At 34.6% G+C, this 26,386-nt stretch carries 24 protein-coding genes, 9 pseudogenes and 1 riboswitch; of the genes and pseudogenes, 8 read left to right on the top strand and 25 right to left on the bottom strand.

The genetic code is table 11. The features are described 5' to 3' along the window. Positions 1-17: 17 nt before the first annotated feature. Positions 18-203, bottom strand: a riboswitch (cobalamin riboswitch). A 52-nt stretch (positions 204-255) separates the two neighbouring features. The 7 genes and pseudogenes from M44_RS21115 to M44_RS24965 form a co-directional block, all read right to left on the bottom strand. Next, positions 256-866: pseudogene (locus tag M44_RS21115) on the bottom strand (sterol desaturase family protein). A gap of 57 nt (positions 867-923) precedes the next feature. Further along, positions 924-1,190 (bottom strand): hypothetical protein, encoded by a 267-nt coding sequence (locus M44_RS27960; RefSeq protein WP_010172237.1) that lies wholly within the window; start codon positions 1,188-1,190, stop codon positions 924-926. After that, positions 1,180-1,464: a hypothetical protein gene (locus M44_RS27955; RefSeq protein WP_237705220.1), complete on the bottom strand. Its 285-nt coding sequence runs from the start codon at positions 1,462-1,464 to the stop codon at positions 1,180-1,182. The genes M44_RS27960 and M44_RS27955 overlap by 11 nt, the downstream gene beginning before the upstream one ends. 13 nt (positions 1,465-1,477) lie before the next feature. Then, entirely contained in the window at positions 1,478-2,092 is a 615-nt protein-coding gene (locus M44_RS27950; protein ID WP_029326764.1) for a MutS-related protein, read from the bottom strand. 43 nt (positions 2,093-2,135) lie between these two features. After that, positions 2,136-2,834 carry a MutS2 family protein gene (locus tag M44_RS27945; RefSeq protein WP_029326763.1) on the bottom strand — a complete coding sequence of 233 codons (699 nt, stop codon included), beginning with the start codon at positions 2,832-2,834 and terminating at the stop codon, positions 2,136-2,138. 283 nt (positions 2,835-3,117) lie between these two features. Further along, positions 3,118-3,696: pseudogene (locus M44_RS27940) on the bottom strand (GGDEF domain-containing protein). Positions 3,697-3,916: 220 nt separating this feature from the next. Next, the gene (locus M44_RS24965) at positions 3,917-4,189 is read right to left on the bottom strand and encodes a LytS/YhcK type 5TM receptor domain-containing protein (RefSeq protein WP_474371657.1); all 273 of its coding nucleotides are present in this window, start codon (positions 4,187-4,189) and stop codon (positions 3,917-3,919) included. 206 nt (positions 4,190-4,395) lie between these two features. Here M44_RS24965 and M44_RS21100 point away from each other — a divergent pair. Next, a pseudogene (locus M44_RS21100) lies at positions 4,396-5,993 on the top strand (ABC-F family ATP-binding cassette domain-containing protein). 37 nt (positions 5,994-6,030) lie between these two features. Here the strand turns inward: M44_RS21100 and rosB are convergent. Both rosB and M44_RS21095 read right to left on the bottom strand, forming a co-directional pair. Then, positions 6,031-6,651, bottom strand: coding sequence for an 8-demethyl-8-aminoriboflavin-5'-phosphate (AFP) synthase RosB (gene rosB / locus M44_RS06825; protein ID WP_010172227.1), 621 nt, complete (start codon positions 6,649-6,651; stop codon positions 6,031-6,033). A 456-nt stretch (positions 6,652-7,107) separates the two neighbouring features. Further along, positions 7,108-7,251, bottom strand: coding sequence for a cold-inducible protein YdjO-related protein (locus tag M44_RS21095; protein WP_010172224.1), 144 nt, complete (start codon positions 7,249-7,251; stop codon positions 7,108-7,110). 210 nt (positions 7,252-7,461) lie between these two features. Between M44_RS21095 and M44_RS27935 the strand changes: the two genes are divergently transcribed. From M44_RS27935 to M44_RS06800, 5 genes and pseudogenes are all read left to right on the top strand, one after another. Further along, on the top strand, positions 7,462-7,827 hold the full coding sequence (locus M44_RS27935) for a hypothetical protein (protein ID WP_010172222.1): 366 nt from the start codon (positions 7,462-7,464) through the stop codon (positions 7,825-7,827). A gap of 4 nt (positions 7,828-7,831) precedes the next feature. Further along, the gene (locus M44_RS21090; RefSeq protein ID WP_010172220.1) at positions 7,832-9,157 is read left to right on the top strand and encodes a spore germination protein; all 1,326 of its coding nucleotides are present in this window, start codon (positions 7,832-7,834) and stop codon (positions 9,155-9,157) included. 11 nt (positions 9,158-9,168) lie between these two features. After that, positions 9,169-10,279: pseudogene (locus M44_RS29830) on the top strand (GerAB/ArcD/ProY family transporter). Beyond that, on the top strand, positions 10,276-10,683 hold the full coding sequence (locus M44_RS06805; protein ID WP_010172217.1) for a Ger(x)C family spore germination protein: 408 nt from the start codon (positions 10,276-10,278) through the stop codon (positions 10,681-10,683). Before M44_RS29830 ends, M44_RS06805 begins: the two are co-directional and overlap by 4 nt. Before the next feature lie 187 nt (positions 10,684-10,870). Then, positions 10,871-11,422 carry a Ger(x)C family spore germination C-terminal domain-containing protein gene (locus tag M44_RS06800; RefSeq protein WP_029326762.1) on the top strand — a complete coding sequence of 184 codons (552 nt, stop codon included), beginning with the start codon at positions 10,871-10,873 and terminating at the stop codon, positions 11,420-11,422. A 61-nt stretch (positions 11,423-11,483) separates the two neighbouring features. On the opposite strand, the gene M44_RS21080 is transcribed toward M44_RS06800, so the two are convergent. From M44_RS21080 to crcB, 6 genes are all read right to left on the bottom strand, one after another. Beyond that, positions 11,484-11,831, bottom strand: coding sequence for an STAS domain-containing protein (locus tag M44_RS21080; protein ID WP_010172214.1), 348 nt, complete (start codon positions 11,829-11,831; stop codon positions 11,484-11,486). Next, positions 11,803-12,303 carry a hypothetical protein gene (locus tag M44_RS24950; protein WP_010172212.1) on the bottom strand — a complete coding sequence of 167 codons (501 nt, stop codon included), beginning with the start codon at positions 12,301-12,303 and terminating at the stop codon, positions 11,803-11,805. Before M44_RS24950 ends, M44_RS21080 begins: the two co-directional genes overlap by 29 nt. Positions 12,304-12,393: 90 nt before the next feature. Further along, the gene (locus M44_RS26040) at positions 12,394-12,747 is read right to left on the bottom strand and encodes a DUF1033 family protein (RefSeq protein ID WP_081447436.1); all 354 of its coding nucleotides are present in this window, start codon (positions 12,745-12,747) and stop codon (positions 12,394-12,396) included. A 7-nt stretch (positions 12,748-12,754) separates the two neighbouring features. Next, complete coding sequence (locus M44_RS24940) at positions 12,755-12,937, bottom strand: fluoride efflux transporter FluC (protein WP_010172209.1); 183 nt, start codon at positions 12,935-12,937, stop codon at positions 12,755-12,757. 19 nt (positions 12,938-12,956) lie between these two features. Beyond that, positions 12,957-13,112: a fluoride efflux transporter FluC gene (locus tag M44_RS26870; protein ID WP_010172206.1), complete on the bottom strand. Its 156-nt coding sequence runs from the start codon at positions 13,110-13,112 to the stop codon at positions 12,957-12,959. Beyond that, positions 13,109-13,483, bottom strand: a complete 375-nt coding sequence (gene crcB / locus M44_RS06775; protein WP_010172204.1) for a fluoride efflux transporter CrcB — start codon at positions 13,481-13,483, stop codon at positions 13,109-13,111. Before crcB ends, M44_RS26870 begins: the two co-directional genes overlap by 4 nt. A gap of 453 nt (positions 13,484-13,936) precedes the next feature. Here crcB and yidC point away from each other — a divergent pair, with 453 nt between their 5' ends. Next, positions 13,937-14,698, top strand: coding sequence for a membrane protein insertase YidC (gene yidC / locus M44_RS06770; RefSeq protein WP_010172200.1), 762 nt, complete (start codon positions 13,937-13,939; stop codon positions 14,696-14,698). Positions 14,699-14,977: 279 nt separating this feature from the next. On the opposite strand, the pseudogene M44_RS21065 reads toward yidC, so the two are convergent. From M44_RS21065 to M44_RS06750, 3 genes and pseudogenes are all read right to left on the bottom strand, one after another. Then, positions 14,978-16,880 (bottom strand): annotated as a pseudogene (locus M44_RS21065) (vWA domain-containing protein). A 9-nt stretch (positions 16,881-16,889) separates the two neighbouring features. Further along, a pseudogene (locus tag M44_RS21060) lies at positions 16,890-17,767 on the bottom strand (ATP-binding protein). A gap of 293 nt (positions 17,768-18,060) precedes the next feature. After that, positions 18,061-18,264: a DUF6501 family protein gene (locus M44_RS06750; RefSeq protein ID WP_010172197.1), complete on the bottom strand. Its 204-nt coding sequence runs from the start codon at positions 18,262-18,264 to the stop codon at positions 18,061-18,063. Positions 18,265-18,415: 151 nt separating this feature from the next. On the opposite strand from M44_RS06750, the gene M44_RS06745 reads away from it, so the two are divergent. Beyond that, positions 18,416-18,664, top strand: coding sequence for a hypothetical protein (locus tag M44_RS06745; RefSeq protein ID WP_010172195.1), 249 nt, complete (start codon positions 18,416-18,418; stop codon positions 18,662-18,664). Positions 18,665-18,921: 257 nt separating this feature from the next. On the opposite strand, the gene M44_RS06740 is transcribed toward M44_RS06745, so the two are convergent. The 7 genes and pseudogenes from M44_RS06740 to queC form a co-directional block, all read right to left on the bottom strand. Further along, positions 18,922-19,356 carry an SNARE-associated domain-containing protein gene (locus tag M44_RS06740; RefSeq protein WP_010172193.1) on the bottom strand — a complete coding sequence of 145 codons (435 nt, stop codon included), beginning with the start codon at positions 19,354-19,356 and terminating at the stop codon, positions 18,922-18,924. Positions 19,357-19,549: 193 nt separating this feature from the next. Then, positions 19,550-19,804, bottom strand: coding sequence for a hypothetical protein (locus M44_RS27930; protein WP_010172191.1), 255 nt, complete (start codon positions 19,802-19,804; stop codon positions 19,550-19,552). Positions 19,805-19,929: 125 nt separating this feature from the next. Beyond that, complete coding sequence (gene odhB, locus M44_RS06730) at positions 19,930-21,165, bottom strand: 2-oxoglutarate dehydrogenase complex dihydrolipoyllysine-residue succinyltransferase (protein WP_010172189.1); 1,236 nt, start codon at positions 21,163-21,165, stop codon at positions 19,930-19,932. Then, positions 21,152-23,996: pseudogene (locus M44_RS21055) on the bottom strand (2-oxoglutarate dehydrogenase E1 component). The gene odhB and the pseudogene M44_RS21055 overlap by 14 nt, the downstream one beginning before the upstream one ends. A gap of 549 nt (positions 23,997-24,545) precedes the next feature. Then, positions 24,546-25,273: pseudogene (queE, locus tag M44_RS21050) on the bottom strand (7-carboxy-7-deazaguanine synthase QueE). After that, on the bottom strand, positions 25,260-25,703 hold the full coding sequence (queD, locus tag M44_RS06715) for a 6-carboxytetrahydropterin synthase QueD (RefSeq protein ID WP_010172185.1): 444 nt from the start codon (positions 25,701-25,703) through the stop codon (positions 25,260-25,262). Before queD ends, queE begins: the two are co-directional and overlap by 14 nt. Further along, a pseudogene (gene queC, locus M44_RS21045) lies at positions 25,700-26,368 on the bottom strand (7-cyano-7-deazaguanine synthase QueC). The gene queD and the pseudogene queC overlap by 4 nt, the downstream one beginning before the upstream one ends. Positions 26,369-26,386 lie beyond the last annotated feature (18 nt).

Raw genomic sequence — 26,386 nt, 5'->3', positions numbered from 1 at the left:
TATCCTCGTAAGCCTCTTTTGGTGTTAGTTATAAGGCAGGTCTCCTGACTTCGAGTTCAACGTAGTTCTTTAACCTTCCCGCATATCGCAGTGGTATGACTAAGACTACTCCCTCTTACAGTGGCGGGACCGTGTTGGACTTGCACCAACTTCCCTTTTAAGACATTTCATATAAAAATGTCACCCTATACTACTCATATTTAATTACCGTTCCTTGCCATTATACAAAATATATTACCAAAGTTAAACAATATTCTACATTCTCTTTTCAAGGGATTTTGCTGTAGCACTTTTTTCGACTTCTTTCTCATCTTTCATTGTGCCAAAAAAGTAGTCCATCCAAGGATTAGATACCCCATACCAAAAATTCTCATTTTTATAGTGGTGCAGAATATGTGTTTTCTTTACCCATTTACCAAACCGAGTTTTAGGGTAATTGGTCTATGGGCAACGTAATGTTTCCATTCATACACGAGGAGTAAACTAAGCAGTCCTTCTCCAAACATTATAGTGTGACCCGCATTTTTAGTAAACGCATACATTATGGCTGTCAGAATTATTAGGCCAGGTAAACTATACCATACAGGTAAGAACAATAGCTTTAAATTATCCGGATCTGAATGGTGATCATAGTGTATTCTCTTTAAAAAAAGGATACCTAGTTTATTTTCAGGTGGTTTTAGATGAAAGATAAATCTGTGATTAACATATTCCAGCAATATAAATGAAACGGCACCTAAAGCTAAATACAATACACTTTGCCATTGGTTGACGAAATAAAAATTCCCAATCAATAATAATATTAAAATACTTACAACAATTAAAATGTCTCGATAAAAAAAGAAATCCTTGTATACCTTTTTCATATCAATCCCTCCTTTAGTAAAGTATACAAGAATATCTATAAAACTCTTCCTTATTTTTTAATCTTCAGAATTAATCTCTAAACCAGGAGTATGCCGTTTATTTAGAAGTTTAGAATTTTTACGATAATCTACAGATTTAAAGATAATATCAAAATCATAATCGTCTGGATATAATTCCTCTTTCGCAATAAATAGTTCAATTCGTTTTTCTTGAATGGTTCTTTTTTCACCCTTTACTTGAATGATGATCTCTCCTTTTTCATTCGGAGCTTTGTATACAATCCCAATCTCATCTGTTGCTTTTACCCTTACACTATCGCCCACACGCAAAATGACCTTGTTTTCTTTTTATATCCATTTCCTTTGTTTCTCTTTTTACATAACGATTCAGAGCTAGCTGGGAAGTATCTTCCTTGGCATTCGTTTGTTTAAAGCTTTTTTCTGTACCGTACGTATAAAAATGTGCTTTTTCAATTAATTTTTGGTGCAACCCAAGCTTTAAGGCAATCTCGAAAGCTTGGCTATTCCCTGTTTCTCCTAAAAGTAATTGATAAGTCGGCTGCAGTTTTTCAAGGTCAAATTCCATCGAGCCGTTCAAAAAACCTTTTCGATTAATGGCAAATTTTTTTCATTTCATTAAAGTGCGTGGTTGCTAAGATGGTTGCTCCTTTTTCATATAGTTCATCTAGAATACTAATGGCCAGCCCCATCCCTTCACTTGGATCGGTTCCTGAACCTAACTCATCTACTAATACGAGAGAACGGTCATTGGTTTTTCTTAATATATCAATCACATTGACTAATCTTGATGAAAAAGTACTTAAATTTTCTTCAATGCTCTGTCCATCCCCTATGTCTACATAAATCGATTGAAATATGCTGATTTCACTCCCTTCTTGTACAGGTATATGAAACCCACATTGAGTCATTAGCGTTAATATCCCCACCGTTTTAATGGTCACGGTTTTTCCACCAGTATTAGGTCCTGTAATTACGAGTGCGTGCACACCATTTCCAAGCGTTAAATTTAACGGAACTGGATCTGTGAGAAGAGGATGTTTTGCCTCAATCAAATTGATATGATGAGATTCATTCACCTTAACTTTAGTACCATTAATTTGTTCACTATATTTTGCTTTGGCGAATAGACAATCATAAACTAACATCGTTTCCACGCTAATATTTATTGTGGATTGTTCATTTTCAATCAACCCAGTTAAATACATTAATACTTGTTCTTCCTCTAGCTCTTCTGTCCACTTGATTCCTTCAATTTTCCTTGAATAACTTGTATTTCTTCAGGTTCAATATACAGAGTAGATCCTGATGCAGACTGATCAACCACTGTACCTGCCACCTTCTTATGATATTCTTTTTTAATTGGAATCGTATAACGACCATTCCGAAGTGTAACAACCGCATCCTGCAAGTAAGATTGGTATTTTTTGAACCCACAATATGCTGAAGCTTATCTTTCAGTCGCTCTTCTTCAATTTTTAATTCCTTTCTAACTTTTAATAATGCTTTACTAGCATAATCGTCTACCTGTCCATGTCGAATACAGCGCTGTATTTCTTCTAGCAGGTGAGGTAAAGCCTCAATACTTTCAACATATGAAGATACAATAGGAGCTACAAACCGTTTATCTTCCATAAACCGTTTTATCTTATTGCAGTGATCTAAAAAACTAACAATTTGATTAAATTGACTTGGGCGAATGGTTCTTCCTTTATTTAAATTAACAAGAATATTTTCCATCCCTTCTAATCCATGTATTGGTACGCTGCGACTAATTTTAAGTATCTCCTTTGCTTCTGAAATTTCTGCTAACCATGATTCGATTTTGTTTACTATTTGATACCGGTTTAATATTTTGTATTCTTTTTTCCCCTCGTTCGTAATCGCTAACATGGCCACCTGGTCTTTTACCTTTTGTAATTCTAGTACTTGAAACGATTTTTCGTTCAACGTTAATTCCTCCTAAAAATAAATAGAAAAAGCCGCAATGAACAAACGCTCATTGCGGCTAAATTAGTGTGATAAATAAACGTAGACCTATCCTACGTGTCTAATTTCACTCAATGCAAACGTTTTTAACTTTGTTTAAAGGTAAACCTAATAAGCCCATATAAATCCATATTTGAATTTAATGGGTAAATCCTTTAAACACCGTATAAAGTTAACGGATTAGTTAAAAACGACACCTAACATAAAATGATCTCCTTTGTTAATACAGGTTGGTTTTACTATACTACGAATTTATATTATTTTCAATGGACTGATACACTGTTACACAATTTCTTCCTGCACTTTTACTCTTATAAAGAGATTGATCGGCAAAATGAATTAAATGAATTGGATCTTGTACAGTAGGATAATGAGATATCCCAATTGAAATGGTGATATTGATTGATTGCTCAGTTGTTAATATAAATTGGTTTTGTTCTACCTCTATTCGAATCCTTTCAGCTAATTGTTTTGCTTTTTCTACTGGAGTATCAGGCATTACGATACTAAACTCTTCTCAACCATTTCTTGATACAAAGTCAAAAGATCTTGCTTGGTATTTTAAAATGGCACTGATTTGTTTTAAAATTTCATCGCCTTCTTTATGGCCATACGTGTCATTTACACGCTTAAAATAATCAATATCTAGCATCATAAAGGACAGCTCTTTCTTCTTTTCAATGGTTTGCTGAAGAACTTGGTTATACATTTCGTCAAATTGGCGTACATTTCCAAGCCCAGTTAAAAAGTCTGTGGTAGATGCTTCTTCATATTGCTTTAAAAGAGCATACGATTGTCGTAAGTAATTGAGCAAATATACCATTGCGAAAGCAGCAAAAAATGAACTTGTCCAAAATAAGACCACGATTCGCACCAAAACAAATAAGTCTTGGATTAAATAGATAAATACTATAGTAGAGGTAATACACGAATACAATGTGAACCAAAAGGTTTTGTTATATAGGCTCATTTGCTTCCTCTTAATTAATACGAAACCAATATACATAGTAGCAATAAGAATGGCCGCTGCAATGGAAGAAATGTTAAAGCCTAATTAAAAAACGAAAGACGACTATGAAAACCGTAGTAATGAGACCAGGTAACCATCCCCCATATAATACAGAAAGAATTAAAGGAATATTACGTAAGTCAATGATGGTTTCCTCTGTAACCTGAATTGAAAAATTCATTAGAATTACGCCTAGTATACCAGCAGATGCACCCATAACTATTTTCATTGGCAGTTGAATTTTTCCCAAAGGATGACGTTTATATAGCCGAGTATATAAAAATAGAAAAGAAGTTAATAATGAAATATTAATTAAAAATCTTTAAATGTTTGCAACTGATCACCCTCCTGTCTAAATATGTATTTAATTTAGTATACTTCTTCTCCCACGCTGTTACTAGATAATTTTACCTATATAATAATCTACCTAGTTTGAGTTAAGTTAGTCCTTTGTTTAGTTTTTAGGTTAAAGATGATATAATCAGATGGATATGAGTTTTGGAGGCTGAAAAAATGATTACAGTATCAAACGTAAGCTTACGATACGGAGATCGTAAGTTATTTGAAGACGTAAATATAAAATTTACACCAGGAAACTGCTATGGGCTAATTGGTGCTAACGGAGCAGGAAAATCTACATTTCTAAAAATATTATCTGGAGAAATTGAAGCGCAAACAGGTAACGTATCAATGGGCCCAGATGAACGTTTAGCAGTACTTAAGCAAGATCACTTCGAATATGAAGAACATGAAGTATTAAACACGGTCATTATGGGTCATAGTCGACTATATAAAGTCATGCAAGAAAAAGATGCGATTTACATGAAAGCTGACTTTACAGATGAAGATGGTATGCGTGCTGCCGAGCTAGAGGGTGAATTTGCTGAATTGAATGGTTGGGAAGCTGAATCTGAAGCAGCAATTTTGTTAAAAGGGCTAGGTATTACTGAAGAGCTACATACGAAAAAAATGGCTGATTTGACTGGCTCTGAAAAAGTAAAAGTTTTATTAGCTCAAGCATTATTCGGAAAACCTGATGTATTACTACTAGATGAGCCTACTAACCACCTTGACCTTGCTGCCATTCAGTGGTTAGAAGATTTCTTAATTAATTTTGAGAATACCGTGATTGTCGTATCGCATGATCGTCACTTCTTAAACAAAGTTTGTACACATATCGCGGATCTTGACTTTAGTAAGATTCAAATTTATGTGGGGAACTATGACTTTTGGTATGAATCTAGCCAGCTAGCCACTAAAATGGCACAAGATCAAAACCGTAAAAAGAAGAAAAGATTAAAGAATTACAAGCATTTATTCAACGATTCAGTGCAAATGCTTCAAAATCAAAGCAAGCAACTTCTCGTAAAAAGTTACTTGATAAAATTTCCCTTGATGATATTAAACCTTCATCGAGAAAATATCCTTATGTAGCGTTTTCTCCTGAGCGAGAGATTGGAAATGATTTACTACGTGTAGAGGGCATTTCGAAAACGATTGATGGTGTAAAAGTATTAGATCAAGTTAGTTTTACGATGAACAAAGATGACAAGATTGCTCTTGTGGGATTAAATGAAATGGCCAAGTCTGCATTATTTGATATATTGTCAGGTGAAATGGAACCTGATAGTGGTACATTTAAGTGGGGTATTACTACTTCACAAAGTTATTTCCCAAAAGACAACTCTGAATTCTTTAACGGAGAAGAAAGAACACTCGTGGATTGGTTACGTCAATTTTCACCAAATGATCAGAGTGAAAGCTTTTTAAGAGGCTTCTTAGGAAGAATGTTGTTTTCTGGAGAAGAAGTTAATAAGAAGCCCAGCGTTTTATCTGGTGGAGAAAAAGTTCGTTGCATGCTTTCTAAAATGATGTTAAGTGGTGCAAATGTGTTAATTCTAGATGAGCCAACAAACCATTTAGATCTCGAATCCATTACAGCGTTAAATAATGGCCTTATCAATTTTAAAGGATCCTTACTTTTCTCTTCTCATGACCATCAATTTGTTGAAACCATTGCGAACAGAATTATAGACATTCAAGATGATGGAAGTATCATTGATAAGTTAATGACATATGATGAGTATTTAGAATTTAAGAAATCAATGTAGTAGAAAAAACCCCCTCACTAGAAATGAGGGGGTTATTTTATTCGATTACATTTCCTTCAGCAGGAATGGGATAATTCTTAAGTAACTTAGCGAAATGCATTAAATTGTACGTCATAATTTTACTATGATTCTGAGTAAATTCATTTTGATTCCCGCCAGCTTCAATGTAAGATTCACCTGGCCCTGCTTCTCCTACCCAATACGTATCAACATTTGGAGGAATAGTAAAGCCAATATGACTTAATCCATAAATAACGGATTTCGCTGCATCTTTTGCACCGTCTTCATTTCCAGTTATTGCAACCCCCGCTACCTTATTGTAATAGTGATATTGACCTTTATCATTCGTAATAGAACTACTTCCATACAGTCTTTCCATAAATAACGTACATAATGAAGATTTTTCACCAATCCATAGAGGAGTTCCTATTAACAGTATATCCGCTTCTTTAACTTTATCGAGAATTTCTGGCCACTGATCATGATCATCAACTTTTTTATGAGTAATACCATATACAATAGAATAGTCAGCTAACCGAACCGTTTCAACATGTATATCATTTTCAGAAAAAAGTTGTACGCTGTTCTCTAATAATGCTTGAGTATTTGATGTTTCACTGCTTTTCTTTAAAGATGTGTTAACAATTAATGCTCTCATTTATCTCACCTCTTTAATTATATACTCGTCTATTCCCACTCAACTATTATGTAAACAAAAAAAAGACCCATAGATTGGGCTTAGGCATGTTAGAACCATCTAAATTCTTTAGTTTCTTCCTCTTCAATTGCAGCAGCTTCAACCTCAACTTCTATTTTTCTTCCTAAGAAAAATTCATCCCAGAATTGCGCAGGTGATAGTGCCTCTTCCTGCGGTTCTTCATGAAGTTGTTCTTTCTTTTCTTCTTCATGTTTACGCTTTCCATATTCAATGCCCTCCCATACCGAAATTTATTGGTGTCGGTATAGTCTATGTTATGGGCTACGTTTTGATATGGGCGTTCGTAAGATTTTTCAAATGGAAAACAAAATTAAAAAAAACAAAAAGCCAAGGCTTTTGTTTAAAAAGATTTATGAGGATTTTCTACTACTTGTAGAACTTTAGTGTTTGATTCCATTAAGCCCCCACAAATAGGACAAGACGGTTCTTCTTCATTTTAAAGTTATCGCGAACCCATGCATTGCATGAATCAGAATTACACTCCCAAATCGTGGTTTCTGCTGTTTTAATTTCTTCTTCTTGTTTTCTTCCAAATGCCATATGATAACCCCTTTCAGTTATTTGTAGGCAAACAAGTAAGTCTAATTAATCTGTAGCCTATGTAAAAAACATTCACATTGGATCGTTTTGAGCGTTTCCTCATGTGAATGTAATTTCAAATTTATAGATATACACTCTATTTTACGCTATTTCCAGCAAAAGTCAATACTGTTATTCAATCATTTCTTTTTGAAATTTGAAGATGTACCCTTGTCAGTACCTTGTCCTTTTGTGAAACTTGAACCTAGTTGCGCTCTTGATGGATCATTTTTTGTTCTTTTTCATTATTTATCACCTCTAGCTTATCTTTCTATTCATCGCCCTAATTTATTCAGTTTAATTTCGTATAAATTTTTACCAATAATAAATACTAAAACAAATAAATCTTTCAAGATTGGAGTGGATGACATGTTTAAAAAAACAAAACGAAAAGCTACCGTTCACTCTCTTACTTTAAAAAGATTGAAAGAAGAACTTATAGAAGGGTTATCCAACAGTGATGACTTGACTATAAAAATCATGCATCTTCAGGGAAAAAAATTCTACTTGCTTTTTTTCAGAAAACATAAGCAGTGACAGGATGAGTGAAGAAGTATTAACTCCCTTAACAAATAGAGTTTTGGATCTGTCCTATAAATCATTATATTCAACACTACCCGTATCAAATATAAATGTGACAAATCTTATAGATGAAGTGTTAATGGGCATTATTAGAGGACATGTCTACTTATTTATTGAAGGCGACCCTTTTGGTTTATTACTAGATGTTGCAGATATTAAAAGTAGATCTATAGAAACGGCAGAATCAGAATCCTTAGTTTATGGTCCTAAAGTGAGCTTTAATGAAAAACTTGAAAACAATATGAGCTTACTTAGAAATCGAGTGAACGATCCAAGACTAAAAATGGAGAAACTAGAAGTTGGTAACCGGATTAAAACGATTGTATATATTACATATATTCAAGATATTGCAGACCCAACAAATGTTGAAACGTTTAGACAACGTCTTAATGATCTTGAAGTGGATAGTGTGATCGATAGTACACTTTTAGCTCAGCAGATAGAAGACAATTCTTGGACCCTTTTTCCGCAATATGTAGTAACCGAGCTGCCAGATCGAGTCTCTCTAGCTCTTTTGCACGGGAAAATTGGGTTACTTGTTGAAAGAAGTCCAGCAGCAGTTATTGGGCCATCAAGTTTTTTTAGTTTTTTTGAAACCACAGAAGACGTGTATTTACGTTGGAATTTAGGATCCTTTTTACGATTTATTCGTATGGTAGCGATATTCTTATCCATTCTATTAACACCAGCGTATGTAGCAGTACTAACATATCATTATGAAGTTATCCCCTCTTCCCTACTTATTTCTTTAGGGTCATCACGAGCAAACGTCCCCTTCCCACCTGTTATGGAAGCTTTACTACTTGAGTTTATTATAGAGCTACTTAGAGAGGCAGGAGCTAGGTTACCAACTAAGGTAGGACAAACGATGGGTATTGTAGGTGGTATTGTTATTGGTCAGGCTGCCGTTCAAGCTGGTTTTACAAGCAATATTCTGATCATTATTATAGCTTTAGGTGCACTTGGATCTTTTACTACTCCAAGTTATGTAATGGGTGCGGTTGTTCGTTTTATCCGATTTCCCATTATTATACTTGCTGGGATGTTTGGAGGAATTGGAATTATGTTTGCATTCTGTTTCTTAATCCTTCACTTACTCAGATTAACAACGCTTGGACGTCCATACCTCTCTCCAGTCTATCCATTTCATTTATCTGATTTGAAATACAGTCTTTTTCGAGTACCACCACAATTTTTAACAAATCGTGCGTCTTCAAACAAACCTATTGATAGCAATAGAATAGTAAAGAAACAAAAAAAACAATATGCTGATATTGATGAATAAGAGTTGATACGATGAAAACGAATGTACATGTGAGAAAAGAATTGTTATTTCGAGCATATCTACTTCTATTTGTGATACATACTACCCAAACTGGTGTCGGAATAATTGGTCTACCGAGAGTTGTATTTCTCGAAACAGAGCAAGACTCATGGATCGTTATCCTTTTGTCTGGAATAGTCGTATCACTTTCCGTCGCTGCAATCGTTATGACTATGAGACAATATTCATCTGCTGATTTATACGGAATTCATGTAGATATTTTTAAAAAATGGCTGGGGAATCTCTTAAACATAATCTATATCGTATATTTGATCTATATGTTGAATGTTATTGCTTTAAATTACACAGAGTTAGTACAAGCATGGATATTTCAAACATTACCTAATTTTATATTGGTTTCCATGTTAATGGCTCTTTCTGTATACGGAGTTTTGGGAGGAATTCGGGTAGTGGTAGGAGTGTGTTTCATAGGGTTTTTTATTAGCATTTTGGATTGTATTTATTATTTACACTCCCATGCAAAACTTATCTCCTTTGCACTTCTATCCTATGGTGGATCACAATGCGAAAGAATTCTTCAATGGTATTATTAAAGTTACGTTATCTATTTTAGGTTTTGAAGTGTTGTTTTTTATTTACCCTTTTATTAAAGATAAAGAAAAAGTATTAAAGCATAGTTTATTGTCCATATGGTTTACCACAATATTATTTGCATTGGTTACAGCGATTTCAATTGGATTTTTTGCTCCAGAAGCACTGAAAAGGATCATTTGGCCAGTATTATCCATGTTTAAAATTGTGAAATTACCTTTCTTAGAAAGGTTTGAATTTATCGCAGTTTCCTTTTGGATGTTAATTATTTTACCTAATCTTTGTGTATATTTATGGTGTGCCTCAAGAGGTATAAAGAGAGTATTTGGATTAAAGCAGACCAAAGCCACCATCATTATTGCTCTACTCTCAATAGCATCAAGTAATTTTATTCCGTCTAGGATAGATATGAACATGTTTACTGACTATGCTGCTCGTGTGGGAATTGTATTAGCCATACTGTATCCAATTCTCTTGTATGTCATTGTTAAAATCGTGAAATCTTTACGTAAAAGGAGAAACGCATCATGAAAAAATTCTTCGTTTTCCTGTCTTCTAGCCTTTTGATTTTAACTTCTTGTGTTCAAAGTAGAGAATTAGAAAACTTAGGACTAACAACTGCAGTCGGTTATGATTTAGCACAAGATGATTTAATCTCCAGTACAATTGTGTTAGAAAACTTCAATCCACAAATTGAAAACAGTTCACGAACAGTTACGGCCCAAAGTCATACAAGTAAAGGTATGAGACAAAAGCTAAATTTGGAAACAAGTAAGAATATTGTCTCCGGTCAATTACGAGTTACTCTTTATAATGAAGAGCTATCAAGAAAAGGAATATACAATTTAGTGGATACGTTATCTAGAGATCCGTCAATTGGAAATATGATCTACTTATGTGTTACTGATAACACCACAAAAGAAATATTAAAATAAAAAAGATCCCACCAATGCGAATAGCAACATCGGTACATATCTATATAACTTAATTGAACAAAATTATAAAGGTGATTTTATCCCTAGCCCTACTCTTCATAATTTCCTCACTAGACTATGGGAAGTTGGAAGGGATCCTCAACTGCCAGTCTTGTCATTAACTGATGACTTTGTTGGAATTACCAGTATGGGCCTTTTTGAAAATGACAAGCTCGTGTATTTATTGCCATTGGATAAAATATTTTACTTAAATGTTTTAAGTGAAGATATGAAATCTGGTAATACAGAAATTGGATTGCCAAAAGATGATTTAGAAAAGCATTTTGTCAAACCAGCTGAATCAATGGAAAGAACGCAAGAAGGGAATATCATATTCATTACACTAAGTCATATACAGGCCAATAAAGATATAAAATTGAAAGAAAGTGAAGAACTAACATTTATGATTTCACTTAAACTAAAAGTAAGAATCGTAGAGTTATCAAAGAGCCTAGAGCTTGGGGATCCAAAAACGATTGAAGAATTAACTAAGGTCCTAAATAAAAAGTTTAAAGAAAATTTAGAAAATACGCTCTATGAAATCAAAGAAACAAAATCTGATCCAGTGGGATTTGGAGAAGTATATAGGGTCATGAAAGATTCTAAATTAACACAAGAGAAGTGGCGGGAACTATACCCATCAAGTAAGTTTGAAGTTAAAGTGGATACAACTATTGTTCAAACAGGCGTAATTGATTAACCTATATAATAGTATTAAAAAAGTCAAAAGCTGTGTAGATTGCTTTTGACTTTTTCTTCATTTATCTATGAATAGATTCTAGTGCCATGTGTAAACTTGAATAGGTTGGTATATCTCCAAATTCTATACCAAGCTGTACAACGGTTTGAGCAATTGATGGGGAAACTCCGCTAATTATCACATTTACTCCTAATAAAGAAAGAGCCTGTATAATTTGGAATATATTTTGTGCAGCGAAGGTATCCATGACAGGAACACCTGAGAGATCTACTACAAAATGATCCAGTTGATAAGTTGATGACTGTTCTAGGGATTTCTCCATTATCAGTGTAGCTCTAATTTCATCCACTGTACCAATTAGAGGTAATACACCTATCCCCTTATGTACTTGAATGACAGGAGCGGACATTTCTAAAAATTTTTTTTTGACTTTTCTCTAGTTCATTACTTTGGTAGTCAACAAACGGAACGCAAAAATAATAAACAACTTCATTCATTATTTCATCTAGCCTGGAAATAACTGAATGATATTCCTCTATGTTTATAGCCAACTCCTTAGCAAGATCTAATAACTCTTGACCAATATACAATCGGTATTCAGGTACTTCCTTTAGCATAGATTCTAATGTTGTCCCAAGTTCCACACATTTATTTGAGGTTTCAAATCCCCAATTTTGTAATAGAGGCATTCTTTCTTCACTCGTTAATCGTAAGCTTTTCCCGTATAAATCAACTAATTCCATTCGTAAAGGCAGTAACTCTTCTGTTACCATTTTAAGCAATTTTGGATAGTTACGATTTTGTGCATTGGTAATGAATTGGGCGATCTTTGCTTTGTTATCAATTACTCTGTCACTCATCTGAGAATAAAGCAGTTTCATAAACATCTTCCTTTTTTTAGGCTCTGCTAAACAACGCTGTTGATCAGCAAAAAGCAACATTACTCTTTAACAGAGCCTTTTTATAAATAGTTAAATAGAAGTTGGAATAATTTTTTCAAGACGTCGAATATCTTCAGGATTAGAAATTGGGAATAAACGATTATCTTTCATTATCATTATACCATGATACAAAAGTATATCATCCTCGCACGCTTCACAAAATTCTATATCATCAGAGTTCCAAAAGGCAATTGCATTCCATTGTTTAGTTTTTTTATGATCAAATTCTCCAGCCATTAATGATGCTAACTGAAAATAAAAAGCTAACGCCTCATCTTTAGAAAGAAACTGATGTTCCTTTTGGATTTGTGTTTGCCAATCTTCAAATAACCACCAAGGCTCATAATCGCCTTTTAATTCGTAAACCGTAAAACCTCCATTTATTTCACTCCTATACTAAATACTCTCCTAAAATAATTCCTATATATGCACTTATTAACCCAAATACTAGTGTCAGTAGTAAATAAAGAAAGGAAATGTCTTTCTTTTTATGACGAAGTAATGTGGCTGCTTCCACTTCCATAGTAGAAAAGGTTGTAAATCCACCTAAGAATCCTACGCCTAAGAAAAGCATGCCTTGTTCTTGCAACAGATTAAGGGAGATGCCTAAAAAGAAATGAACCTACACAATTGATAATCCACGTGTTAAGAGGAAAGTCATGGTTCCAATAATTATTTATCCATACGGATAGGGCATATCGAGAGATGGCTCCTAATCCTCCACCAAGTGAAACCAATAGATAGTTCATAACGATCTTTCTCCTTTTGTATTTAAGGCTATTGAAATCCCCAAATAGGCCATAAAGTAACCACCTATTATACTAACAAAGGAGTAAATGAATGAAGTAAAATACTCCCCCATTAAAATCATTTCTATATTCTCTACTGCAAACGTTGAATAAGTAGTAAACGAGCCTATTAAACCTGTGGTGAAGCCTATACGTACGGATCTTGGGATATTCTTTCTATGAAGTAGAACAGAGCTTCCTCCTAATAGAAAACTTCCTACAAGATTAACTAGTAGGATTCCATATGGAAAGTCAGAAATAAAACTATCTACTAAAACGTATCGAACTATACTTCCAATCATACCTCCAAAAAAAATAGCTAGTAAATTCATTCTCATTCCTCAATTTGTAAAAAGTATTAAAAATAGTTTATCATATGTGTTGGATTGTAGGAGAGTAAGTTGCTCTTTTCATTGAATACTCATGTAATTTCAGTTATACTCTACAAGAAACCTTACGGAAGGAAACAAAGAATGATCCAACTACTACTTGATCAAATTCCAGACGTTTATGTACTTTCTAACATTTATTTATCCATTTTCCTAATCATCATGCTCTCATTTTCTTATAGATATTTTGTAGAGCCTAGCTATTATCAAAAAAATCAACGAGTTTTAGTAGATACTTTACATAATAAGATTCCGTTCGACTTCAGGATTTCCAGATTACATTTCAGAACTGAATTTCTCCTGATCCGAATTCGCACGCGAAATCGGTTAGATGATGAAGACTCTATCTGTACTTTAAACGTACACTAATTTGAATCATCTGAAGGAGGAAACAATATGAAAAAATGGTCAACTATCTTATTATTGATAGGAACAACGGTATTATTATCAGGCTGTGGAGCGACAAATCAAGAAGGATTTTTCTATGATACATTTGTATTTCCATTTGCAAAATTACTAGAATGGCTTGGTAATACCCTTGGTGGAAACTTTGGGCTAGCTATCATTATCATCACGATTATCATAAGACTTGTCCTTATGCCTTTTATGCTGAAAACGTTTAAAAATCAGCAGGAAATGAAAGGAAAGATGGATAAGCTAAAACCTGAAATGCAAGAAATACAAAAGAAATTAAAAGAAACAAAAGATACTGAAGAGCAACGAAAACTTCAACAAGAAATGATGCAACTTTACCAAAAGCATGGGGTGAATCCTTTAAATATGGGATGCCTGCCTCTAATTATTCAAATGCCTATTTTACTTGGCTTATATTACGCGATTATTGGATCCCCTGATATTGCGACTCACACTTTCCTTTGGTTTAATTTAGGTGAAGCAAATATCATCATGGCTTTGATTGCGGGGGTTGTCTATTTTGGACAAGCAAAGGTTTCATTAATCGGGATAGCTGAAGAGCAATTGCAGCAAATGAAAATCATTTCTTACTTATCTCCTGTTATGATTTTGATCTTCTCTTTAAATGCTCCCGCCGCTCTCCCACTTTATTGGACAGTTGGAGGAGTATTTGTAATCGGACAAACATTATTTGCCAAGAAGTATTATCAAGCAGAACCTACTCTTAACGAAGAAAAAGCCTGATAAATAGCTTAGATGTCGTAAAAATTTCCTTAAGAGACACTCGATCCTATATATTTCTAATAAAAATGCTAGTATGTTTACAAAAAAAGAAGCCTAAAAATTTTTAGGCTTCTTTTTCTTTTTTCTAATTTTACTATTTTTCCATGCATGGGAATTTTGTTCTCTTTGATATTGCTTCACTTCTTCAAGCTTTGCATCAATTTCATGTAACATCCGAGTTCACCCTTTAAATAATAATAGACATATTATTACCATAATTAGGATGAAATATAATGAAGACTAAATACTTTTATACAATAGCTTTCGTAGTAACGGAAATAAGACATCTGGTAACTCGCTCACGTCCGTTACAAAAATACTAAATTGACCATACATATTTCTAATCATTTCTTTTTGAGATTCGGCAATCGTTCCATTGGATAAAAAATATATTCATTACCTCAATGCCTTGTTTTCTTGCTAGTAGTACTGCCTCATGAGTATCAACGATTCCATTTTGTTCATACCCTAAGGCTGCTGGCTCTCCGTCTGAAAAGACTAATAAAAATTTCTGCTTTTCTGAGCGAGTTAACATTCTTTCTGTCATTACACGAATAGCCAAGCCGTCCCGATTATCTTCTTGAGGCTCGAGTTGCATAATTTCTGCACCAGATTGCGGCAATAGTGATTCATGAAATTCTATGCTCGTTTGAAAATAATTTGGCTGCCTATTCTTTGTAGCAGAATTTGTATCCTCCCAAAATCCTACTACCTCATGAGGAACTTTTACTCCTGATAATGCTTCATGAAAAGCGCAATTCCTCTTTTGGTTTCATCCATTTTATCAAACATAGAGGCAGAACAATCAACTAATAATGAGAAAGCTGCATCTATTTCCGTTGATGGATTTTGTTTTTTATAGAATAATCTTGGATGCTCATCTGTATAATATCTCAATAATTTCTTATTTAGTCGACCGATTAATAAATCTGACCTCGGTTGTATTTTCTTTTGTTCCAATGTTTTTTCTATCATTTTTTGTTAGTTTTTTTCGGTAAGGCGCCACTTCTTTTTTCAATTCATCATATGCAATCCGTTGTTCATTGGTAATTGGACTCGCTTGAAGGAATAATGGGATGGCATGTCGATTTTCTGCACCGTAGGCACCATTACTAGAAGATTCCTCTTCTCTTGAATCTAGAACTTCGAGTTGCTGATAATCATTTCTTTTTGTTTGCTTTTTTGATCCTTGAACTGAACCCAGTGCTTGGTCTTGATCGTAGCCTTCTCTTGCGCTATTTCCTACTATATTGGTTTTTGAACCTTGTTCTATATCAAACTGAAGCAATGCTTCGGATGATTCACTAGTTTCCCTGTGCCACATTTCCATTTTTTCTTCGAAAACTTCTTCTTCTCCATCAGAATTAATTTCATCGTCATTTTTTAAAGCATCTTTACGCTTTAACTCGTCAAACTCACGTTGGAATTCAATTTTATAGGCTTCTTCTGGTAGATGAAAATATTCGTTTAACATATCTTTTGATAGGATTTCTTCAAGGACATCCATGACTATAAGACAAATTTCTACAATTTCCTTCGTCGTTTTTGCTTCAAAAAAACCTTGTAATTCACGTTGTAAAAAAGGAAGAGCTAATTGGATTTCCTCTTTCATATAGGGAAAGTGAAATAGATTTTCTGATTGAAGCATAAGAAAGAAGGAATTAAATAACGAATCCGTATGCACGCTTTTTGTTAAATTTACCTTTAACTGAGCTTCAAATATTTCACATAAATCTTTCGTCTTGTTTGAAAACTCTTAACCGTCCCTCTTCTTTTCTTTTTACATATCTCCTCAAGTCGAAGGTCTTCGCCTAACTTAAAAATTTGTTTGCCAAACGAGGAAAGTGTATGATTTTTTATAAAACGTAAATACCGATTAACCTCATTAAAATCAGTATGCCAATAGTTCCCAAGCGCCCTTAAATAAATATCACTTTTTAATCCATCCCTTTCATCGTCCTTTGAACGATGATCCCAGAAATGGCTTACAAATTAGTTTTTTTTCCTTTAAATTTAAATAGGAATGAGGAGCATATGCAACATCCATCTCAGGTTCTTTTGTTAATGTTTTTGCTAAGTCTAATAATTCCATAAATAAAAAGCTATCAATGGTTTCATCATTAAATTGAATAAATCGGTGCATAAATATCCCCTAACCGAAAATGGTTTCTGCAATGTTTCGGATTGCAGCCTTTTCCCGTTCATCTTCTAGCTTATCGATGATTCCTCGCTTGATTGCTCGCATCGGTGGTAAATACACAGACAAGTCACATACATCCAACAAAGCTCTAATCGATGCCGCTTCTTCGGAAACTTGACCATTTTGAACTTGTATCAGTAAATCTGCAGATAAATTCACATAATCATCTAGAAATTTTTCATCTTTCAATGCAGATTGAGATAGTAACACTTCCTTTAAGATCGTGCCCTGAATATAAGGCACCTCTATTACCACAAAACGATTTTTTAACGCCTCATTTAATGGAACTGTTCCGACATAGCCTTCATTAATTGCGGCAATGACACCAAAACCTTCTGTCGCCTTAACTACTTCATTTGTAAAAGGATTTGTAATCATTCTTCTATAATCCAATACACCATTTAAAATTGGGAGAGTTTCAGGTTTAGCCATATTAATTCATCGATATAGAGAAATCTTCCTTTTTTCATAGATTGAATAACTGGTCCTTCTACAAACTTTATTCCAGATTGACCATTTTCTTGTTCAATCGTTTTAAATCCTAATAGTGCCTCTGCATCCATATCAACAGAACAGTTCACACTATACATTGGCTGTTGAAAGATTGAAGACAGTGTTTCGGCTAGTTTTGTTTTTCCAGAACCCGTAGGTCCTTTCAGTAATACATTTTTACCTAGACTAAGTGCTATTACACAATCAACAAGAATAGACTCGTCATCAGGTGTATAGCCACCTTCACCAATTAAATAAGAGTCTTCTGTTGTGGAGGCATCTCTTCTATTCAACATTTGTTGAATTTCAGTCGGTAAGGAATCTCTAGTGAATGTCATTATTTTCTATCTCCTTATTTTTAGGTTCTGTTAATCAATAATGCATCTCAGTAAAATGACTTTCCTCTGTGGGCTTTGCCACCTTCTCTAAAAATACTGTACAACTCCCTCTTTTTGGTGATTCTCTAAGAAGGTTGTTTAAAATGTCCAGCAAGCTTTGAGGACCTTTGTCATTTTACTCAAATCAGCAGCTGGTAATTAGCAAGACTCACCAATATTTTACAAAGAATCTATTTATTAATTTGGTAAATTCAATGAAAAACACGCTAACTAGTAGCGTGTAGGAACTAAATTTAGGCAACTGTAAAATACTCCTTATAAAAACCCGCTATCTTACCGGAATTATCAATAATAAAGAAATATTCTTCCGTTTCATTTTTCACTTCATATTGCTTTCCTACGGTTAACACATGATCAACCTGATATTTTTTAGCGTTTGTATTAATACAAGTTACCATTTTAAGTGTACTTCGTTCAACCCAACTATTATGTATCATCTTGAAAACTCCTTTTTCTTATCTTCCTTCTAGTATAGATAGCCACTAGAAATGTTTCAACTAAAAAGAAGCCGAATGAGAAAATCTGTCCTAACAAAGACAAGTAGAATATGATAGAATAATGTTATCTTATGTAAAAAGGATGTTCTCGGTGAAAAAGATTCTCCCTTATATTCTAGTGATAGCCATTATCGCTCTATGCGCTTTGAATAAACCTACTGAAGAATCATTTTACGTTTGGTTAAAGGATCAACACGATCTAACTTGTGGTAGTTTTACTTGTCGTAGTGGAAATGAAACGGTATTTATTGAAACAGGTTCCCATGTAGAAAAAGGATACTTGTTTTTCATACCATTGATAAAACGTATGAAAATGAAAATGGAAAACGTTAACCATTAAAGTGCTTGGAATTTTACAAAATTATTATCCAATTGTTGAAGAAGTAAGCTAGAGCCTACTTCTTTTTATTATTCTTTTATATATGAAAGAGGTAAAGCTAAAACATCCCAAGAAAATAACAACTATGTATAGAAGAATACGTGATAGACCTTCTATTAAGAAGGGAAATTGAGTAGGAAATATTCTACCTACTTGAAAAAATAGTAGGGACCATAAGAGACTACCTATAAAAGAAAAGAAAAAATAGTCTCTACTATTTAATTTAAGTGTTCCACATACATAAAGGAAAAAATAAATCGAATACCGGGTATGAAAAAAGAAAATAAGATACCAATCCTACCGTATTTTTCAACCTTATTTATTATATCCATTATCTTCTCTCTACTTTGCGGTTGACGTTTAATTGGATACCTAGTAATCAATCCCCGTCCTATGGAATACCCTACGACGATATGAACAACTAATCCTGAATAAGCAATGACAAAAGCAAAGAATTGGTTGTACGAATATAATGCACTTATCATTCCAGGATAAGCAAAAGCCATTTCATTTGGGAGGGGGGAATCCAAAAAATAATCAACCAACTGACAAGCCAGATTCCAACATATCCCATAGATTCTTCTATAAACGGAAAAGGCATGTGTACCCCCCACTTTTTCTAAAGTTACACTATTATTATCCCTTCCTTTCACAACTTCAAACTTATAAAACCAATTAACTCCAACATTTACCAGTGATAAATATATAATAATTATTGCTAACCCCTTTTCATTTTCTCTTATTTGCGATAAAATAATTGAAAATATTGAATATTCAACTATTCAATAATTCCCCTAAGGAGGTTTTTCATTTGCGTATTATGAGTAATGAACAATTAGTCGCGGCTTATAGGGATGCTGAGAAGAATGGCCATGAAAAAGCTTGGGTTTCAATGTTAAGGAAGGAAATGAAATCAAGGGGATTGGGTGCATTTAATAAAAGGTAAAAAACAAAAAGCGCTTGGATTAAGTTCCAGGCGCTTTCTAGTTTTTGGTCGATGATTTTTTCTTTTGTCACCTCTAGATCTTCATGGCTTATAATTCCCATTGCATAAAACAAGTGACTGTATGCAACCATTTTTTTGGTTAACCGATTTTTCATATTTTTTCACCTCTGCTATATTTTATGCAGTTATGTAAAAAGTTTCCTTAAGGCAAAATAAAAAGAGGTGCCTCAAAAAAATCGTCTTTTAACGACCTTTTGAGTCAGCCTCTTCTCTCATTTTCTTATCCTTCTAACAGCAAATCTTCTGGATTTTCTAGAAGCTCTTTCACTTTAACTAAAAAGCCCACTGCTTCTTTTCCATCAATAATTCTGTGATCATACGATAATGCAACATACATCATCGGTCTATTTTCCATTCTTTCAGCATCTATAGCAACCGGTCTAGTTTGAATCGTATGCATTCCTAAAATCCCAACTTGATTGCCGTTCAAAATTGGCGTTGAAAGTAAGGAACCAAAAACTCCACCATTAGTAATTGTAAAAGTTCCACCTTGTAGGTCACTTAAAGATAGCTTATTATCTCTAGCTTTTTTCGCTAATTCTAAAATATTACCTTCAATTTCAGCGAAGTTTTTACGGTCACAATCTCTTACGACTGGTACTACTAGCCCTTCTTCAGTAGAAACAGCTACTCCAATATCATAAAACTTTTTAAGGATAACTTCATCTCCATCAATTTCACCGTTTACAGAAGGGTATTTTTTCAAAGCTGCGACAACGGCTTTTGTAAAGAATGACATAAACCCAAGACGTACATCGTGACTCTCAAAAAATTTATCTTTTTTACGTTTACGTAATGCCATCACCGCAGTCATATCAATTTCATTAAACGTTGTGAGCATGGCCGCATTTTGTTGTACTTCCACTAACCTTTTTGCAATGGTTTGACGACGTCTTGACATTTTTTGGCGCTCAACTGGCTTTGCATCTTCAACAGACAGAGCTTTTTGTTGAACAGGTGCAGATGGAGCAGCTTGAGACTTCGGTGCCTCATTAAAGTGTTCAACATCTTGCTTGCGTACTCTTCCCAATGGATCTGTAGTAGGTACCATCGATAAGTCTAAACCTTTTTCTCTCGCTAGCTTTCTTGCAGCTGGAGAAGCAATAGGTCTATTCAATTTGGAAGATGGTACTTCATTTTGAACCTCTTTCACTTCTTCCTTCACTTGTTGAGCTTCCGTTGTTTCATTAGATGAAGGGGTAGATTGAGAAGTGGACGGATTCCCAGCTTCTACTATTGCAATGACTTGACCAACTTCTACAGTATCTCCTTCTTCTGCTTTCAATTCTTTAAGAGTTCCTGATTCTTCAGAAATTACTTCAACATTCACCTTGTCTGTTTCAAGTTCAAGTATATATTCCCCTTTTTCTACATGATCTCCAGGCTTCTTTAACCATGATGCAATCGTTCCCTCAGTAATTGACTCCGCTAATTCTGGTACCTTAATTTCCACCATTTGTTCGTCCTCCTACTCCTCTTTTCAGCGCTTCTGTAATGATGCGTTCTTGTTCTTTTTTATGAACTGTTGGCTCTCCTTCTGATGGACTAGAACGTCTTCTTCTTCCGATATAAGTAATTTCAGCTTCTACATTCAATTCTAATAATAATGGCTGAACAAATGTCCATGCTCCCATATTTTTAGGCTCTTCTTGAACCCATACAATTTCATTTAAATTTGGGAATTTTGAGATCATTTCTAAGATTTTCTCTTTAGGGAATGGATAAATCTCCTCTACTCTAGCAATGTGAACATGAGAATGATCATCCATTTTACTTACTGCCTCTGATAAATCAATACTTACCTTCCCTGTACAAAGAATTAACTTTTCTACTTTCTCTGGTGAAATCCCCGTAATCTCCTCTTCAAGAACACTTAAAAATTCACCTTCCGTCAAGGTATCACTTGAAACAGATGAAAGCTGATGGCGAAGCAAGCTCTTTGGTGTCATGATGACTAATGGTCGGATTTCTTCTTTTTGCAATACTGCCGCTTGTCTTCTTAAAATATGGAAGTATTGAGCCGCTGTAGAAAGATTTGCAACGGTCCAGTTGTTCTCAGCTGCTGATTGCAGGAATCTTTCAATTCTTCCAGAGGAATGTTCAGGTCCCTGTCCTTCATAGCCGTGAGGCAATAGCATGACTAATCCAGATTTTTGTCCCCATTTTGCCCTACCAGATGATATGAACTGATCGAACATGACCTGTGCCATATTTGCAAAGTCACCAAACTGCGCTTCCCATAACACAAGTGTCTCTGGAGCAAACACATTATACCCATATTCGTACCCTACGACTGCCGCTTCAGTTAAAGGACTGTTGTGAACAGTAAAGCTCGCATTACCATCCTTTAAATGGTGAAGAGGAATATATTCCCCACCTGTAACTTCATCATGAAGTACAAGATGACGTTGAGCAAATGTTCCACGTTCTGAATCTTGACCAGTTAACCTAATTGGAGTGCCGTCATTCAATATACCAGCAAACGCTAAAGTTTCTGCATGGGCCCAGTCAATTTTCCCTTTCCCCTCGAAGACTTCACTTCTTCTTTTTAGGATCCTTCCAAGCTTTTTATTAATGGAGAGATCTTCTGGCCATGTTAACAGTTCCTCATTAATTGCTTTTAATTGGTCATGAGGTATTTTCGTTATGACTTTAGGTAAACCGTTTGCAACTGGTTCTGGTGGATTCATTTTGATATCAGGATTTTCATCTTTCTTAGGAACTACCTCATACGCTTCTTTTAAGAGAGATTGAATTTCTTCTTGATATTGATTGATTGTTTCTTCATTCACAATTCCTGAGTTTACTAGCTTACTTCCATATAAAGCTCTAGGAGTTGGATGATTTTGTATTTTTTTATAAAGGAGTGGATTCGTCACCATAGGTTCATCCATCTCATTATGGCCATATCTTCTGTAACCAATTAAATCAATGACAAAATCTTTTTTAAATACATGACGATATTCATAAGCTAAAAGTCCTGCAGTTATAACTGATTCAGGGTCGTCGGCGTTAACATGAACAATTGGCACTTCGAAACCTTTAGCCGGATCTGAAGCATATTTTGTTGATCGAGAATCATAGCTTTCTGTCGTAAAACCAATCAAGTTATTCGCGATAACATGAATACTTCCACCTGTTTGATATCCCTTGATACCACTATAATTAAACGTTTCAGCCACAATACCTTGACCAGGAAAGGCTGCATCCCCGTGAATTAAAATGGCATATGAGCTTTCAACGTTTTGTTCAGGATATTTAGGTTCATCTCTATTTTCTTGAGCAGCACGGGTATAGCCTGTCACGATTGGACTAATGACTTCAAGGTGACTTGGGTTATTCGCTAATGTAATTCTTGCGCCTTTTACATTAGAATCATTTACTTCTCTATTAGCACCTAAATGGTATTTCACATCTCCAGTCCAGCCGTATGTTATGCCTATTGAGCCTTCAGAAGGGATTAACTGTTTATTCGGTGCGTGTTGAAATTCTGCAAATATCATTTCATAAGGCTTACCAAGAATATGTGCCAACACATTCAAGCGCCCTCTATGAGCCATTCCTATATTTATGGTTTTGCGCCTTTTTTCATGGAGTCTTGTATAATTGCATCAAGAAGTAGAATCATACTATCAAGGCCTTCTATTGAAAATCGTTTTTGCCCTACAAAGTTCGGTGGACAAAAGTTTCAAAGCCTTCTACTTCGGATAATCGCTTTAATAAAGCTTTTTTTTCATCATTTGACAATTGAATAACAGATGTTCCTGACTCTAATTTCTGTTGAAGCCAGTCTCGCTCTTTTTCATCGTGAACTTGACTATATTCAAATGCTAACTTTTTTGTATAGACATCTTTTAAATGCAAAATAGCTTCATAGCCATCCTTCACATTAGAAGGGGCATGTTTACTAATTAAATTAACTGGAACGGAACGTAAATCTTGTTCAGTTAGGTTATAGGTTGCAAGTTCGATTCTTTTTGTGTCAAATTTCCTCATACCTAACGGATTAATGTCTGCAGCTAAATGACCATATGTACGTATATTATCTGCAAGCTGGATAGCTGCTACAATTTTTGCAGTGTCTACTCCTAAATTTCCAGTTGACGGAACAGATGGTGAATCCCCTTCAATAGTTGGCGATCCATATAACTCAAATAATTCTCTTAATTCCGGACTTACTTCTTCTGGATTTTGTAAAAATAGTTCATACATTTCCATGACATATCCAAGGTTTGGCCCTGAAAATGATTGCCATGGTCCCCCTTTGTTTCCTGATTGCCAATTCATTTGAAAAACCTCCAACAATTGTTCATTTGCTTTTGCCATGAACAACTTCTCAATCTTCCCTCTTAAGTTGCACAATATATTATTCTAAAAAAGAATAAAAACGCTTTCATGGCTATTTTATCACTGTGTTATCTTTTGGAAAAGTATTTAATTCAAATTTCTTAAAATTTTGTGACGTTTAGAATACTATCCTATTCTAATGTACATTCACTTGAATAACCATCCCCCATTTTAGCCAATACTCACCATACATATTACTACTTGCAAAAGAAAAAAACCAAAATATTAACTACATTATTCAGTTACCATGTGGGACGTCCATTTTTATTACAATTTTTTCGATTATTAAAAATTATTATCACTGTTCTGTCCACTGCAGATGAACATTTCTTGTGTCCATTTTTTCTGTTATCTACGCTTTTCAATTCTAAAAATTGACTACGGTTTCCATAGATAGATGGCATTGACTGCGGTATAAAGATTATATTTTTCCTCTTAACAGTAGGACTTAAAACAAATTAAAAAAGAAGCAATTCAAAGATTGCTTCTTTAGACTCCTCGTTTGTTCCCCCACACATATGTATGCAACTGAGGTAAACTCTGACATTTTTAAGTATAGAGGATTTCATGACTTCGTTAATAAGCCATGCGTATCTCTCTATTAGAATAGAAAGAAGTTTATTGTCATCTCCTTCGGTTATCTCAGGATTTCCAGTTTGAAGATATAAATCCACTTGCGGATAACGTTTATGCACGAGAGTTGCATAGCTTAAGTCTAACTCATCGAAAATGACTACTTTCAAACTAAATGCTTTATTGTTCACTAATAATTTTTGAATGATAGAATCGAGTATACTAAAATCTGTTGTCATACCAGAACTTGGAGGTTTAGGAGATAGGGTAAGATCGTCAATATCCAAGAACCAATCTTGCCACCTACTCCCTTGAGTTTCTAGAGCAGATTGAATCCCATGGTTATGAAACACGTCTAATAACTCATTTAAATGCTTCAATAAAGCTGGATTACCTCCAGAAATGGTAACGTGGTTAAAACATTCTCCTCCTACTTGAACGAGTTCACTCCAAATCTCGTCGGCAGAAAGTAAACGTATATCTTCTTTTGCAGAACCATCCCAGGTAAAGCTAGAATCGCACCAAGAACAAGAATAATCACATCCAGCCGTTCGAATGAACATTGTTTTTTGGCCGATTACCATACCTTCACCTTGAACGGTTGGTCCAAATATTTCTAAAACAGGAAACTTATTCAATCTCATTCATTTCCCTTCTAGGTCGATAAACCACATAGCTAGTAGGAGTTTCTCTTAAGAATACTTGAATACATGTTGGTTTATTCTTTAGGGAGTTTAAATGCTCTTGGATTACTAAATAAATCTCACGCGCTACAACCTCAGTCGTAGGAAATCTATCAGAAACTTCGTCATGAAATCTGTTATCATCATTTAAAATTGTATGATCAAAACGATCATGAATTAGTTTTTTCACATCTTTAAAATTGATTAAAAAGCCTGAATCGTCTAAAGAATCTCCTGCTATTGTAACATTACAGAAATAGGTGTGCCCGTGGATGCGTTGACAAACACCTGCATCCTCATGTGGAACATAATGAGCAGCTGAAAAATGAAAATCTTTATTCAACTCATAGGAATACTGATGGGGCGTAGTTGGATAAATTTGTTGCATCATATACCATGACCTCCCGCCTTTTCCTCTAAGTACGAGAAGAGCCCAGCAGACCGTAGCTTACAGCTTGGACACTCACCACAGCCGTCTCCAATCATTCCGTTATAACAAGTAAGAGTTTTTTCTCTTATATAATTTAATACACAGAGATCATCTGCCATCTCCCATGTCTCTTTTTTTATCTAGCCACATCAGGGGTGTGTGGATAACAAATTGTTCATCCATAGATAAGTTCAATGTTACGTTTAAAGATTTAATGAAAACGTCTCGACAATCTGGATAACCACTAAAGTCCGTCTCACAAACACCTGTAATAATATGCTTGGCACCAATTTGTTTAGCTAAAACAGCCGCAAAGGATAAAAATAATAAGTTTCTACCTGGGACAAAAGTAGAAGGCAATTCACCTTCTTCGTGAGTAATCGCTATATCACTTCTCGTTAATGCATTAGGCGCTAACTGGTTTAATAAACTCATATCTAATACATGATGAGGAACACCTAATTCTTCTGTAATATTTTTTGCTACTTCTAGCTCTAATGCATGCCGTTGTCCATAATCAAAGGTTACTGCTGTGACATGCTCAAATGTTTTTTTTGCCCAAACAAACAGGTCGTGCTATCCTGTCCTCCACTAAATACCACGATTGCTTTAGAATTTTTCTTCAATTTAATTCTCCTCTCTTT

The sequence above is a fragment of the Bacillus coahuilensis m4-4 genome (assembly GCF_000171615.1).
In the GTDB taxonomy this organism is placed as follows: Bacteria; Bacillota; Bacilli; order Bacillales; family Bacillaceae_K; genus Bacillus_T; species Bacillus_T coahuilensis.
This window is presented reverse-complemented; position numbering and strand designations above follow the sequence as displayed.